Origin of the sequence: Novosphingobium profundi (assembly GCF_020524485.1) — a bacterium.
In the GTDB taxonomy this organism is placed as follows: domain Bacteria; phylum Pseudomonadota; class Alphaproteobacteria; order Sphingomonadales; family Sphingomonadaceae; genus Novosphingobium; species Novosphingobium profundi_A.
Genome location: NZ_JAIVLF010000008.1, coordinates 18,576 through 32,385 on the forward strand (window position 1 = coordinate 18,576; position 13,810 = coordinate 32,385).

Sequence of the window (13,810 nt, forward strand, 5' to 3'; positions counted from 1 at the left end):
ACTTTAGGGAATGCGTGATGGTCAGCGATTAGACATGTGCAGGAACAGGAAAGTTATTTTTCAAGGGGTTATTACCCCTTGACCCCAAAATTGGCGACCTCTCCTTTCTCAACCATGGTCGCGCACCAAAGGTGAGGTGGACAGTTCTGGGAGCCCGAGGGCGATGGCCCTCGGAACGTCCTTCTTTATTTCGATATACTTACTGGCGTTTGCGGCTGTCCGCACCCGCATTGGGTTTACAGATCTCACCCGTTCCCCATGACCTCGTCGAGCGCTTCGCTGGCTTCGAGCCAGGTCATCTCGGCTTCGTCCAGCGCTTCGCTCACTTCGGTGTGCTTCTGTCCGATGGCGCCAAGGCCCAGCCCCTTGAGGTCACCCTTGGCGCTTGCGGGATCAACCAGGGCTGCGTCGAGCGCGGCGAGCCGGGTCTGGAGGCGCTTCATCGCGGTCTCGGCTTCGGTCACCTTGCGGCGCAGGGCCTTCAACTCCTCGCGCGCGACCGCGCCGGACTTGCGGGCGGGCTTGGTCTCGTTCGCGCGCTGCGGCTCGTCGGACTTGGGCTGGTTACGACCCAGCACGAAGTCGATGTAGTCGTCCATCGATCCGTCGTAGGCCCGGGCCTCGCCCTTATCGACGAGGACGAGGCGGTCGGCGGCGAGTTCCACCATGTGGCGGTCGTGGCTGACGAGGATGACGGCGCCTTCGTAGGCGTTGAGCGCCTGGACCAGTGCCTCGCGCGCGTCGACGTCGAGGTGGTTGGTCGGCTCGTCGAGAATGAGCATGTGCGGCGCATCGCGGGTGACCAGCGCGAGCGCCAGGCGCGCGCGTTCACCGCCCGACATGGTGTGCGTGTCCGAGGTCGCCCGGTCGCCGGAGAAGCCGAAGCGGCCAAGCTGGTTGCGCACGGCCTGCGGCGGCTTGTCGGGCATGGCGCGGGTCATCAATTCGAGCGGGGTTGACCCTTCGGGCAGTTCCTCGACCTGGTACTGGGTGAAGTAGCCGATGCGGATGCGCGGCGAAAAGTTGGTTTCGCCTTCCATCGGCTCAAGCTGGCGCGCGATCAGGCGGGCGAGCGTCGTCTTGCCGTTGCCGTTGCGGCCCAGAAGAGCGATGCGGTCGTCGGGATCGATGCGCAGGTTGAGCCGGCGCAGGATCGGCTTGCCCTCCTCGTACCCCACGGCCGCCTTGTCGAGTGTGACCAGCGGCGGGCGCAGTTCGTCGGGGCTCGGAAACTCGAAGCGCATCGAGGGATCCTCGGCGAGCGTCGCGATCGGCTGCATCTTTGCCAGCATCTTTGCACGCGACTGGGCCTGCTTGGCGGTCGAGGCGCGTGCGGAGTTGCGCGCAACGTAATCAGCCAGCTTCTTGCGCTGGGCTTCCTGGCTGGCCTTGGCCGCTTCGGCCTGCGCCGCGCGTTCGGCGCGCAGGCGCTCGAAGCTGTCATACGTGCCGGGATAGAGCGTGAGCTTGCCATTCTGGAGGTGGCAGATGTGGTCGACCACGCGGTTGAGGAGACTGCGTTCGTGGCTGATGACGATCAGCGTGCCGGGATAACTGGAAAGGAAGCTTTCCAGCCACAGAGTGGCTTCGATGTCGAGGTGGTTCGAAGGCTCGTCGAGCAGCAGCACGTCGGGCTGCGAAAAGAGCAGCGCGGCCAGCGCGACGCGCATCTTCCACCCGCCCGAGAAGCTGTCCAGCGGTTGGCTCTGCATCTCCTCGTCGAAGCCGAGGCCGACGAGGATGCGTGCGGCGCGGGCCGGGGCCGAGTAGGCGTCGATCGCGATCAGGCGCTCGTGGACATCGCCCAGGCGATTGGGGTCGGTGCAAGTTTCGGCTTCCGCGAGCAGCTGGGTGCGTTCGGTGTCGCCGTCGAGCACCGCCTCGAACGGGGTCTTGGTTCCGCTGGGCGCTTCCTGCGCAATGTAACCAAGGCGCGCGCGGCGCGGCAGGTCGACCGAACCGCCATCGGGTTCGAGCTCGCCGATCACGGTCTTGACCAGCGTCGACTTGCCCGCGCCGTTGCGGCCGATGAGGCCGACCTTGCCCCCGTTGGGGATGGTCGCACTGGCCTGGTCGAGGATGGTGCGGCCCCCAAGGCGCACGGTGATGTCGCGGATCGTCAGCATGGCGGGCCGCGTAGCAGGACCGGACCGATTTCCCAAGCGGCAGATGGCCTGTTCCGCTGGTGCCGGGGCGTGCTGCACTGCAATCGGGCTGCAAGGACATTCGTCCAATTTGATCTAGCACGGTTTTCTTGGACGCGCGGTGGTGGCAGTCTCCCTGTCGGATTGCGGTGCGGAAACGACTCGGGGGTTCGTAAGGGGCATGAAGAAATCGGTCGGAGCCGCACTGCTGGCGCTTGTCCTTCTGGCGCTCGCTCTCTTCTGGTTCCTGGGGCGGGGCGATGATGGGGACGGCGTCCTCGAATTGCATGGCAATGTCGATGTCCGTCAGGTCTCGCTGGCGTTCGAGGAGGCTGGGCGCCTTACCGAACTGACCGTCGAGGAGGGGGATACGGTGGCGGCCGGGGATGTCGTGGCCCGGCTCGATACCGAGACGCTCGCGCTTCAGGCCCGCCAGGCAGAGGCCGAGCTGGCAGCTCGCCGCGCGCAGCTGGACCAACTGCGCAACGGCTCGCGCCCCGAAGAAATTGCCCAGGCCCGTGAGGCCAGGCGCGCGGCACAGGCCGACGCGGCCCGGACCCGCCAGGACCTTGCCCGTATGCAGCAGGCGAGCGCCGCGACCGAGGGGCGGGCGGTCAGCACCCACGATCTCGACGCGGCAAAGAGCGCGGCCGAGGCCGCGGCGGCGCGCGCCGAGGAAGCCGGACAGGCGCTGACGCTCGCGCGTAAGGGGCCGCGCGCGGAGCAGGTGGCCACGGCGGCCGCGCAGGTACAGGCCGCCGAAGCGCAGGCCGCGTTGCTGCGTCACCGTGTCGAGATGGGCGTGCTGCGCGCACCCCATCGCGGCGTTGTGCGGGCGCGGCTGCTCGAAGAGGGGGATATGGCATCGCCCCAGCGGCCGGTGCTGGATCTGGCGCTTCTCTCGCCCAAGTGGGTGCGTGTCTATGTCGGAGAGGCGGACCTGGGCCGGGTTCATCCCGGCATGGCCGCGCACGTGACCAGCGACAGCGCGCCCGACGCGCCGGTGAAGGGGCAGGTCGGCTACATTTCCTCGGTCGCCGAGTTCACGCCCAAGTCGGTCGAGACCGAAGAACTGCGCACGGCGCTGGTTTACGAGGTGCGCGTGATTGTCTCGGACACCCGTGAGGCCCTGCGCCTTGGCCAGCCGGTCACGGTGCGTCTGGACACCGGTAGACACGAATGAGTCGAGCGGTGGACATTTATGGAACCGGAGAGGTTGAGCGTGCGCCGCCGATCATCGTCGCGCGCGATCTGGTCAAGCGGTTCGAGGGGCCTGACGGCGCACCCTTTGACGCCCTGAAAGGCGTGTCCTTCGAGGTCGCAGCGGGGCGGTTGACCGCGCTCGTCGGCCCCGATGGGGCTGGCAAGACAACGCTGATGCGCATGATCGCGGGGTTGCTGCGCGCCGATGGAGGCGCGCTGCAGGTGCTGGGGCACGACGCTGCGCAGGACGCGCAGGAAATTCAGAGCCGCATCAGCTACATGCCCCAGCGCTTCGGGCTCTATGAAGATCTCAGTATCCAGGAGAACCTTGATCTCTACGCCGATCTTCACGGTGTGCCCGCCCATGTGCGAGGCGACCGGTTTGCGCGGCTCCTGGAGATGACCGACCTGGCGCGCTTTACCGCGCGCCCTGCCGGCAATCTCTCAGGCGGCATGAAGCAGAAGCTCGGCCTCGCCTGCACGCTGGTGCGTGTGCCCGACCTCTTGCTGCTCGACGAGCCGAGCGTGGGTGTCGATCCTCTCTCGCGGCGTGACTTGTGGGAGATCATCGAGCAGATGATCGCCGAAGAGGGCCTCAGCGTCCTCGTCAGCACGGCCTACATGGACGAGGCCGCGCGCTGCGAACGGGTCCATGTCTTCAACAAGGGCGAACAGCTGGCCGAAGGCACGCCCGGTGAACTGCGCGCGCAGGTTACTGGGCTCACCTACGTTGCCGCGCCGCGGGAAGGCGAGCCCGCCCGCGATCTCCAAGCGCGCTTGATCGACGCGCGGGACCGGATCGTGGATGCGGTGCCGAGCGGGGGCAAGGTCCATTTCATTCGTCGACCCGAATGCGCAGCCGACAGTCTGGGCGATCTTCTGGTCGGCTGCGAAGCGCGGGCGCGCGAGGAGGAACTGGAAGACGCCTTCATGCTTCTGCTGCGCGCGCACGAGGAGGAAGAGGAGCCGACCGCGTCCGATCAGGGCGGGCCGGATCAGGATGGGGAAGCGGCCTTGTCCAGTGGCGGACCCGAGCCGGATCAGGACGGCGCGCCGATCATCGTCGTGCGAGACTTGGTTCGCCGTTTCGGCGACTTTACCGCGGTTGCCAGCACCAGCTTCGATGTTCGGCCGGGCGAGATATTCGGCCTCCTGGGGCCTAATGGCGCGGGCAAGACAACCACCTTCCATATGCTTTGCGGGCTGCTTCCGGCGACCAGCGGCCACCTCGAGGTGGCGGGGGTGAACCTGCGCCAGGCGCGCGCGACGGCGCGGCGGCGTATCGGCTACGTCGCGCAGAAGTTCTCGCTCTACGCGAACCTCTCAGTGCGCGAGAACCTGGAGTTCTTCGGCGGCGCCTACGGCCTGCGCGGCCGGACTCTGCGCGCGCGGGTGCGCGCCATCGAGACCCGCTTCGATCTCGACCCACAGGCGCAGAGCGGCAATCTTCCGCACGGCTACAAACAGCGCCTTGCGATGGCGGCAGGGCTCTTGCACGAGCCACGGATCCTGTTCCTTGATGAACCCACCAGCGGCATCGACCCACTGGCCCGGCGCGCGTTCTGGCGCACGATCACCCAGCTTTCGCAGGAGGGCGTGACGATCATCGTGACGACGCACTTCATGGAAGAGGCCGAGTACTGCGACCGCATCGCCATCCAGGACGCGGGCCGTCTGCTTGCGCTGGGGACTCCGCGCGAGGTGCGCGAAGAGGCAGGCCCGCGCGGCCAGGACATGAACAGCGCTTTCATCGCCATCGTCGAGAACGCGCGGGCACACGAACGGACGAGGGCAGCCGCGCCGGAGAGCGTGGCATGAGCGCGACAGGATCGGGCTTTGTCCAGCGCCTGACCGCGCTGGTGCGCAAGGAAATGCGCCAGATGGTGCGCGACCGCTCGAACCTCCTCGTGGGGTTCCTGCTCCCGCTCGCGCTGATCCTGCTGTTTGGCTACGGCCTTTCCTTCGACGTGCGCAATGCGCCTGTTGCGGTCGTCATCGACACCCCGTCTGTCGCCGCACGCGAAGTGGTCTCGGGACTGGAGGGCTCACGCTACCTTGCCCCGCGCCGGGTCACGACCATGGCCGAGGCCGAGCACCTGCTCGGCGATGGCCGTGTCGATGCCATCGTCCATCTCCCGGTTGACTTTGCGCGCCGGTATGCGGCGAGCCGCGCCCGCGTGCAGATCGTGCTTAACGGTATCGATTCCGTGACGGCCAGCACGCTGGAAGCGTATCTTTCAGGATCCATCTCCAAGACACTGGAGCACCGTGTCGATCGCGGGGAGGGGGGGCTGTCTGGCGCCGGACAGGTGGAGATCGTGCAGCGCTTCTGGTTCAACGAGACTTCGAACAGCACCTGGTACCTGGTGCCCGGGCTCGTTGTTCTCATCATGACGCTGGTAGGCGCGTTCCTGACCTCGCTGCTGGTGGCGCGCGAGTGGGAGCGCGGCACGCTGGAATCGCTGTTCGTGACCCCGGTGCGCCCCCTCGAGATCGTGCTCGCCAAGCTCGCGCCCTACATACTCGTCGGGCTTGTCGACCTCGCCATGTGCCTGGTGGCCGCGCGCGTCCTTTTCGATGTGCCGATCCGCGGCTCGCTGCTGGCGGTCCTGGTTTCCTCGACGATGTACCTGATCGTCTCCCTGCTTCTGGGCCTCTGGATTTCGGGGGCGACGCGCAACCAGTTCGCGGCAAGCCAGGTGGCGCTTCTCACCAGCTTCATGCCCGCGATGATGCTGTCAGGCTTCGTGTTCGACTTGCGCAACGTGCCAATCGGTGTCGAGATCGCCGCGCAGATCGTGCCCGCCACCCACTTCATGACGCTCATCAAGACGTTGTTCCTGGCCGGAACCGACTGGGCGATGGTCGCGCGCAGCTGCACGATCCTGGGCGCCTATGCGCTTCTTCTCACCTTGCTGACGCGGCGCACCGTGCGCAAGCGGCTCGACTGAAGGCGCGCCGATGGAAGCCCTGAGCGCCCTGATCTTCCCGATCCTCACGCTGATCCGCAAGGAGTTGCTGGCGATCTTCAAGGATCCCGCCAACCGCATCGTCCTGTTCGCGCCCGCTTTTGTGCAGACCTTGCTGTTCGGCTACGCGGCCTCGTTTGATCTTACCAACGTGCCTTATGCGGTGCTCGACCAGAGCCACAGCGCAGCTTCCAGCGAATTGCTGGCCCGGCTTGATGGCACGGGTGTGTTCCGGCGCGAGGCGACGCTCGCCAACGCCAACCAGATTGCGCAGGTGATCGACGAGCAGCGCGCGCTCATGGTCATCGCGATACCGGCGGACTTTGCCGAGAGCCTCGCCGCCGGGCGCCGCGCACAGGTGCAACTGATCCTCGATGGGCGCAATTCAACGACGGCGGGTTCGGCCTCGGGCTATGTCGCCTCGGTGGTGGCCGCCTTCAACGCGGCGCGCGGAGGCGGGCCGGGGCTCGAACTCGTACGCCGGGCCTGGTTCAATCCCAATCTGGAATCGCGCTGGCAGATCGTGCCGGCCATGGTGGCGACGCTGAGCATGCTCCAGACGCTGCTCCTGGCCGCGCTCTCCGTCGCGCGTGAGCGCGAGCAGGGGACTTTCGACCAGCTTCTCGTCACCCCGCTCACCCCTTTGCAGATACTGGTCGGCAAGTCGGTGCCTTCGATCGTGGTCGGCATGCTGCAATCGACGATCGTGCTGCTGATCTCGCTGTTCTGGTTCGACATCCCGATGAGCGGATCGGTCTGGCTGCTCTACCTTGGCCTGCTCGGCTTTACCGGGGCCTCGGTCGGGATCGGCATGTCGCTGTCCTCGGTGGCGCTCAACATGCAGCAGGCGATGCTTTATACCTTCCTCATCATCATGCCGCTAACGCTGCTTTCGGGGCTCATCACGCCCGTGCGCAACATGCCCGAGGTGCTTCAGGTCGCGACCTACGCCAACCCCTTGCGCTTTGGCGTCGACCTTGTGCGCCGGGTCTATCTGGAAGGGGCGAGCCTTGCCGACATCTACCATGACTTCATCCCCATGTTCGTGATCGCGGCGCTGACACTGCCGCTTGCGGCATGGCTCTTTCGCCACCGTCTGGCCTGAACCTGGAACCTGCGAGACGCTGCATGACCGACCTTTCCTTGCTTGCCCGAACGACGGCTTCGCCGCTGCTCCTCGCCCTCGCGCTGGGGGCCTGCACGATGGGGCCGGACTATGCGGCGCCGTCGCTTGAGGTTCCAGCCGATTGGCACAGTTGGCGCTCGGGCGATGCCGCGCTGCACGATGTGGCGACGGACGGTGAGGCGCTGCCCGCCGACTGGTGGACGCTCTGGGGCGACCCGGTGCTGAACGATCTGGAGGCGCGCGCCCTAGTGGCGAACCCGGACATTGCGAGCGCTGCGCTTCACTTTGCTGCGGCGCGGGTGCAGCGCGGCGGTGCGGAGGCGGCAGGTCTGCCCCAGGTCAACCTGTCAGGTTCGGTCACACGCCAGCGGCTGAGCGAGAACGGCGCGTCGACCCGCCTGTTCGACGTGATTGGCAGTGAGGCCGAGCGCGACCAGATGGCGCGCTTTCTCGCCAATCCCTTCACGCTTTTCCAGGGCGGCTTCGACGCCGGGTGGGAGCCGGACCTCTGGGGCAAAGTGCGCCGTTCGCTGGAAGTGGCCGATGCCCGCGTGGAAGGCCAGGCCGCCACGCTGGAGCAGACGCGCCTGGCGGTGGCGAGCGAGGTTGCGCGCAGTTATGTCGAACTGCGCAGCGTGCAGCGCCAACTATCTCTGGCGCAAGAGGACCGGGACATCCTGACAGAGCGCGAGGAGATCGTGGGCGCGCGGGTCCAAGCCGGGCTCGACGGGCACACGCTGCTCGAAGGCGAGACGATGGCGCGAGCCGGTGCGCAGGCCACTCTTGCCCCGCTGCGCGCGCAGGAGGCGGCACTCATCAACGCGCTGGCAGTGCTGACCGGAGAGCGCCCGTGGGGATTGCCGGATCTTCTCGATCCGCCTGCCGGTACGGGCGCGCCGATTGATCCGGATCTGGGGCTAGGGCTCCCATCCGAGGTGGCGCTGGGGCGGCCTGATGTTCGCGCGGCAGCCGCGCAGCTCCATGCAGCCACGGCCGAGATCGGGGTTGCCGTGGCCGACCTCTATCCCAGCATTCGCCTCGGGGGAGGCTTCAACCTTGAGTCCTATCGCAGCGAAAGCCTCTTCGACTGGGGCAGTCGCACCTGGTCGGTGGGGCCCAGCCTCAACCTGCCGCTTTTCGATGGCGGGCGCCGCCGCAGTGTTGTCGCGCTACGCCGGATCGAGCAGCGCGAGGCGGCGGTGCGCTTCCAGCAGACGGTGCTGAGCGCCTGGCAGGAGATCGACGATGCGCTCAATGGCTATGGCGCCGAGCGCAGCCGCCGCGATGAACTGGCGGCGCGGCTTGCCGGGGCCGAGCGGCGGCGTGATCTGGTGCAGGCGAACTATGCGGCGGGCAACGTCAGCTACCTGCCGCTGCTTGATGCGCGCCGCGCGGTTCTGGGCGCGCAGCGCGAGCTTGCCCAAAGCGAGGGCGACCTGCGCACCCGCTTCATCGCGGTGAACAAGGCGGTGGGCAACGTGCCGCCAGGCGATCCCGCCGGGGGAGAGGGCGCTCCTTAGAAGCCCTTCTTGCGGTAGATCTCGGTGCCGCGACGATAGACGACAAGCTTGTCCAGCGTCACCGGGTGGTAGAACGCCTCGAGCACCTGGCCCGCGTTGTTGCGGGCGTAGACCTCGTAGCAATCGCCCTCGACCTGCATCTTGAGGAGCGTCCAGCCTTCCTGCCAGACCTTCTTCTTCAGCTTTTCGATAGGCTTCCAGTTGGCCTCTGGGCCAGCCTTGCAGGCAACGTCGCCATCGGCGAGGGCAGGCCCAGAAAGGCCAAGGGCCGAGAGGGCAAAGCCCGCGCAGGCGAGCGAATTGAACAGGCGGGTCATGCGGCGAAGGCTCCCTTGCGGATACGATGGCGTTTCCACGCGCGGGCGACCCAGACGAGGACGAGCGGTGCGACGTGGATGAGGGCGGGGGTGGAACTCCAGCCCAGCAGCAACCAGTGTGCAAGGGCAAGGAGAAGAGCAGGGTAGACGAGGCGCTGCAGCGTTTTCCAGCGGCGGCCAAGCCTGCGAACGGCCGTGTTGAAACTGATCGAGGCGGGCACCAGCAGGCAGGCGAGCGCCAGCCATCCCGTCCAGATGCCGGGGAGGCCAAGTTCAGAGACGATGCCCTCGGGCGTCATGTCGATGACGTAGAAGGCAAGGTGCAGCAGGCCGTAGCCGAAGGCTGCAACCCCCAGGTTACGGCGGATCAGCAGCCATCCCTTGAGGAAGCGGTTGGGCCCGACCAGTTCGACAAGTGGGCCGGGCAGCATGGCCAGGACCATCAGGCGCACGGCAAGCTCCCCGCTGGGCGACAGCAGGTCCATCGGCCAGGCCGCGTTCGCGAGCAGGTCCCAGACCATGAGTAGGCCGGGAATGGCCAGCGCCAGGCTGACGAGGAGCGAGAGGCGCGCGCGCTTCATCGCTCTCAGACCTGCGCCCAGCGGCGCACGAGGTTGTGGTAGACGTGGATCAGCCGGTCTACGTCAGGATCATCGACCGCGCGGTCGGCTGACAGCGCCTGGATCGACTGGTCGAGATCGTAGAGCAGCGCACGCTCGGCGGCGTCGGCAATCGCGCTCTGCAGCCACAGGATCGCGCAGAGGCGCTGGCCCGAGGTGACGGGCGTGACCTGGTGCAGGCTGCTGGAAGGGTACAGAACCATGTCGCCCGCTGCCAGCTTCACGCCCTGCGCGCCATACTCCTGCTCGATGACCAGTTCGCCACCTTCATAGCTGTCGGGATCGGAGAGGAAGATTGTGGCGGAGAGGTCACTGCGCAGCGTCAGACCGCGCGCATTGTCGCGCATCAGCGCGGAATCGACATGCGTGCCGTAGTGCCCGCCGTCCTGGTAGGCATTGAACACCGGGGGCCAGATCTTCTCGGCAAGCGAGGCCGAGACGAAGCGCGGGGTTTCGCCGAGGCGCCGCAGGAGGATGTTGGAAAGCTCGCGCCCCACCGGGCACTCGCGGTCGACCTGGAGGTTCTGCTTGACCGCGATCGAGCGGGTGCCCGCGGTCTGGTTTCCGTCGATCCAGCGCGCGTCGTTGAGGCGCGCGCGCAGATCCGCGACCTCGTCGGAAGCGAGCAGGTTCTCGATGACAATCAGCATGCGTTACGGTGTCCGGGCAAGAAAGGATAGGAAACGCGGCGGACGTGCCCGAGCACGCCCGCCGCGCCATGGCCTATCAGAAGCGGCCGGTCAGGGTAATCGTCCCGCGGCGTTCGTCCCCCTTGTAGAGGAAGGCACCCGAACGGTACGCGGCGGTGTAGAAGTCCTCGTCGCCGATGTTCTGGACGTTGATGCGCGCGGAGAAGTTCGTGTTGAACTTGTACTCGGCGAAGGCGTCGAACACGGTCGAGGAGGGCACGCGGAAGGTGTAGCGGCCGATCTGCGCGTTGTAGCTTGCCGCTGCGTCGGGTTGGCCGGCGTACATCGCGCTCTTGTAGGTGCCGGTGACACCGAAGGCGAATGCATCGGTCGCCTGGTAGCGGACCTGGCCCGTCACCTGGTTGTCGGCAAAGTTCGCCAGCGTCAGGCCGATGTTGTCGGCGCTGTAGCTGTCGAGCACCTTGGCATCCATGATCGAGCCGCCGATCTGTGCCGACAGGCGGTCGGTGATGTTGCCGACCAGACCGATCTCGATGCCCTTCACGCGGGTCTTTCCGGTGTTGAGCGAGCCGCTCGGGGTGTAGTCGCTTCCCCGGCCGGCGGTTTCGTAGACATCGTCCTTGGTGGTCTGGAAAGCGGCGACGGTGAGCAGCAGGCGATCGTCGAACAGGTCCCACTTGGCGCCGACTTCGAAGGACTCCGAGCTCTCGGGCTTGCCGGCCGAAAGCGGGACGTTCTGATCGACGCACAGGCCGCCGTAACCGCAATTGGAGCCAAGGTCCGATTCGCCGCCGTTGACGTTCGAGCCGGTCGACCAGGTGAAGTAGAGCATGAGCTCTTCCATCGGCTTCAGGCTCACCCCGGCATGGCCGTTCCACAAGGTGTCGTTGATATAGTAGTCGGAGCGCGCATCGCTGCTCGCGCTGTAGGTGGAAAGCGCGAAGTCGATGGCATCGGCGCGCACGCCGCCGTTGAGCGAAAGCCAGGGCGTCACATCCACGGTGTCCATCGCGTAGAAGGACAAGGTGCGCATGTGCCACAAGGAGTCCCAGCTGCCCTTCGTGATGTCGCGCTGGAGCAGGCTGCGGATCGCACCGTCCTCGATGATCTGCTCGCCGTTGGCATCGGTGATGCAGTAGGCCGGACGCACGCCGCCCCAACCCGCGACTTCGCAGTTGGTCGCCCCTTGCGTGCTGGTTTCGTACGCGCCGTTGCGGACCTTGTGGTCGGAATATTCGCTGCCCACGATCAGGTTGTGCGCAAGGCCCGCCGTCTCGAAGCGGCCGATCACGTTGAGCTGGTTCACGAAGTAGCTCACGTCCTGCCAGCCCTGGTGGGTGCTGAGCGAGATCGAGCCGCCGGTGCTGTCCCCGCGCGCGCCGGTTGCGACGTAGCCGTTGTGGCTCTTGCCATAGCGGGTCGAGTTGACGATCTCGAAGCCGTCCATCGGCGTGATGAAGATGCGGCCCGTGACGGTGTCGACGTCGGACTTCAGGAAGTCCTCGTCCTGCGCATAGCTGGGCAGGTCATCGAAGGTCTCGCCGTAGCCATTCTCGTCGCTGGCCGCGACGTAGACGCCGAGGTCCGGGCGGTCCTTGGCGGTGAGGTGGTAGTAGTCGAGCTGGACGCGCACGTCCTCGCTCACCCGCACGAGGCCTGAGACAGCGGCGCCCCAGCGCTCGCGGTAGGCGGGATCGCGGTCCGGCACGTCCTGGTTGGCGTAGAGCAGGTTGGCGCGCACCGCGACGTTCTCACCCAGCGCCCAGTTGGTGTCGAGCGTGCCGCGCCAGAAGCTGTCGGTGCCCACGCCCAGGTCCACTTTGTGGAACGAGTAGTCCGTGCTCGCCGACTTGGTGATCGCATTGACCGCGCCGCCCGAGGCGCCGCGTCCGGCGAAGGTGGAACTGGGCCCCTTGGTGATCTCGACCTGGTCGACTGCGAAGCTCTCGCGCGTGGTCATACCGGGATCACGCAGACCATCGACGAAGACGTCGCTGCGCGCTTCCTCGCCGCGGATGATGTAGCGGTCGCCGAAGGCGTTGCCGTTTTCACCCGTGCCGATGGTGACGCCCGGCTGCAGGCGCAGCACTTCCTTCAGGTCGGTCGTGCCCGCTTCCTCCATCTGCGTCTCGGTGACGACGGTGATGGTGGCGGGGGTTTCGGCGAGCGGCTTGACGCGGCGCGGGTCGGCCGAGACGCGCGCCTTGTAGGGTGCGCCCTGCGAGGTGTACGGATTGACGTCGGCCGCACGGTCCTCGATCTGCAGCGTTTCGAGCTGGATCTCTTCCTCGTCCTCGACCTCCTGCGCGATGGCCGGCACGGCGAACGTGGCGGCGGTCACGCCCAGCAGGGCGGCCGTGCCCGAACGGCGCAGGCCCGAGCCACGCAGGCTGGTTGGACGCAGGATTCCCCCGGAGTTCTTTTTCACGAAACTTCCCTCATTACGAATGTGATTGGTTCTGGCTTGTGGCGGCGCGCCGTTCAGTCGGTGCGCAGCGAGTAATCAATCGGGAGCGCCAGCGTGACGCTGTCGCGCTCCATGGAAGACGGCATGCGCGGCAGCGGGGCCACGCGGCGCAAGAGGTCGAGCGTGGCCCCATCCAGCAGATCGTGCCCGCTCGAGGTCTTGATCGAGACGGCGCTGACCGATCCGTCGCGCGCGACAGTGAAGCGCACCGTCACGGTGCCTTGCTGGCGAGCCTTCTTGGCTTCCTTGGGATAGCTCTTCTTGCGTTGCAGGTGCGCGGCGATCATCGCGAAGTAGTCGGCTTGGGCCTTGCGCGCCTTGGCACTGGTGCCCGGGCCCTTGCCCTTCGTCCCGCTGCCCGTGCTACGGCTGACCGGAGCGGGAGCCGGCGGGGCAGGCACCGAGACCGCGCGCTCAGGCGTTGCCACGGGCGCACTTTGCGCAAGAGCGACCGGTACGGGGCGCGGCATCGGGCGCGGTTCACTCGGCAGGGGATCGGCGGCCTGCAGAGGTGGGAGTGGCTCGGCACGCGCGGGCTGGGGCTGCGTCGGCTGAGGCGGTTGCGGCGTGGTTTCGGGCGTGGCGGCTGCTTCAGCGTCAGCCTGCGAGGCCGCCGGGGCCGAGGCGCCTTCGGGCAGCTCGACGAGGACGACCGGCTCGGGCGGGGGCGGCACTGTGTCGCGGCTCCACAGGAGCACCGCGACAAGCGCCAGGGCATGTCCCCCAAGGGCAATGCCGATGGCCCCGGCCCAGCGCTGGCGCGCGCCCGGATCAAGGAGGTCGGGGCTGCGCAT

General features: G+C 66.9%; 11 protein-coding genes. 5 read left to right on the plus strand and 6 right to left on the minus strand.

Annotation, left to right across the window (positions count from 1 at the left end; genetic code table 11):
- Nucleotides 1–245: 245 nt before the first annotated feature.
- Nucleotides 246–2,126, minus strand: a complete 1,881-nt coding sequence (locus LC060_RS19865) for an ABC-F family ATP-binding cassette domain-containing protein (RefSeq protein WP_226638444.1) — start codon at nucleotides 2,124–2,126, stop codon at nucleotides 246–248.
- 199 nt (nucleotides 2,127–2,325) lie between these two features.
- On the opposite strand from LC060_RS19865, the gene LC060_RS19870 reads away from it, so the two are divergent.
- Genes LC060_RS19870 through LC060_RS19890 form a run of 5 tightly spaced genes read left to right on the plus strand, consistent with a single transcriptional unit; the run spans nucleotide 2,326 to nucleotide 8,962 of the window.
- The gene (locus tag LC060_RS19870; RefSeq protein ID WP_226638445.1) at nucleotides 2,326–3,327 is read left to right on the plus strand and encodes an HlyD family efflux transporter periplasmic adaptor subunit; all 1,002 of its coding nucleotides are present in this window, start codon (nucleotides 2,326–2,328) and stop codon (nucleotides 3,325–3,327) included.
- An 8-nt stretch (nucleotides 3,328–3,335) separates the two neighbouring features.
- The gene (locus tag LC060_RS19875) at nucleotides 3,336–5,165 is read left to right on the plus strand and encodes an ATP-binding cassette domain-containing protein (protein WP_226638446.1); all 1,830 of its coding nucleotides are present in this window, start codon (nucleotides 3,336–3,338) and stop codon (nucleotides 5,163–5,165) included.
- Entirely contained in the window at nucleotides 5,162–6,298 is a 1,137-nt protein-coding gene (locus LC060_RS19880) for an ABC transporter permease (RefSeq protein ID WP_226638447.1), read from the plus strand. The genes LC060_RS19875 and LC060_RS19880 overlap by 4 nt, the downstream gene beginning before the upstream one ends.
- 10 nt (nucleotides 6,299–6,308) lie before the next feature.
- Nucleotides 6,309–7,421, plus strand: a complete 1,113-nt coding sequence (locus tag LC060_RS19885) for an ABC transporter permease (RefSeq protein ID WP_226638448.1) — start codon at nucleotides 6,309–6,311, stop codon at nucleotides 7,419–7,421.
- A 23-nt stretch (nucleotides 7,422–7,444) separates the two neighbouring features.
- On the plus strand, nucleotides 7,445–8,962 hold the full coding sequence (locus LC060_RS19890) for an efflux transporter outer membrane subunit (RefSeq protein ID WP_226638449.1): 1,518 nt from the start codon (nucleotides 7,445–7,447) through the stop codon (nucleotides 8,960–8,962).
- On the opposite strand, the gene LC060_RS19895 is transcribed toward LC060_RS19890, so the two are convergent.
- The 5 genes from LC060_RS19895 to LC060_RS19915 all read right to left on the minus strand — a co-directional run bounded on the left by LC060_RS19895 (nucleotide 8,959) and on the right by LC060_RS19915 (nucleotide 13,810).
- The gene (locus LC060_RS19895; protein ID WP_226638450.1) at nucleotides 8,959–9,279 is read right to left on the minus strand and encodes a PepSY domain-containing protein; all 321 of its coding nucleotides are present in this window, start codon (nucleotides 9,277–9,279) and stop codon (nucleotides 8,959–8,961) included. The two genes, LC060_RS19890 and LC060_RS19895, sit on opposite strands and share 4 nt — an antisense overlap.
- Nucleotides 9,276–9,860 (minus strand): ferric reductase-like transmembrane domain-containing protein, encoded by a 585-nt coding sequence (locus LC060_RS19900; protein WP_226638451.1) that lies wholly within the window; start codon nucleotides 9,858–9,860, stop codon nucleotides 9,276–9,278. Before LC060_RS19900 ends, LC060_RS19895 begins: the two co-directional genes overlap by 4 nt.
- A 5-nt stretch (nucleotides 9,861–9,865) precedes the next feature.
- The gene (locus LC060_RS19905) at nucleotides 9,866–10,549 is read right to left on the minus strand and encodes a Fe2+-dependent dioxygenase (RefSeq protein WP_226638452.1); all 684 of its coding nucleotides are present in this window, start codon (nucleotides 10,547–10,549) and stop codon (nucleotides 9,866–9,868) included.
- 76 nt (nucleotides 10,550–10,625) lie between these two features.
- Nucleotides 10,626–12,977 carry a TonB-dependent receptor gene (locus LC060_RS19910; protein ID WP_226638453.1) on the minus strand — a complete coding sequence of 784 codons (2,352 nt, stop codon included), beginning with the start codon at nucleotides 12,975–12,977 and terminating at the stop codon, nucleotides 10,626–10,628.
- A gap of 53 nt (nucleotides 12,978–13,030) precedes the next feature.
- The gene (locus LC060_RS19915) at nucleotides 13,031–13,810 is read right to left on the minus strand and encodes an energy transducer TonB (protein ID WP_226638454.1); all 780 of its coding nucleotides are present in this window, start codon (nucleotides 13,808–13,810) and stop codon (nucleotides 13,031–13,033) included.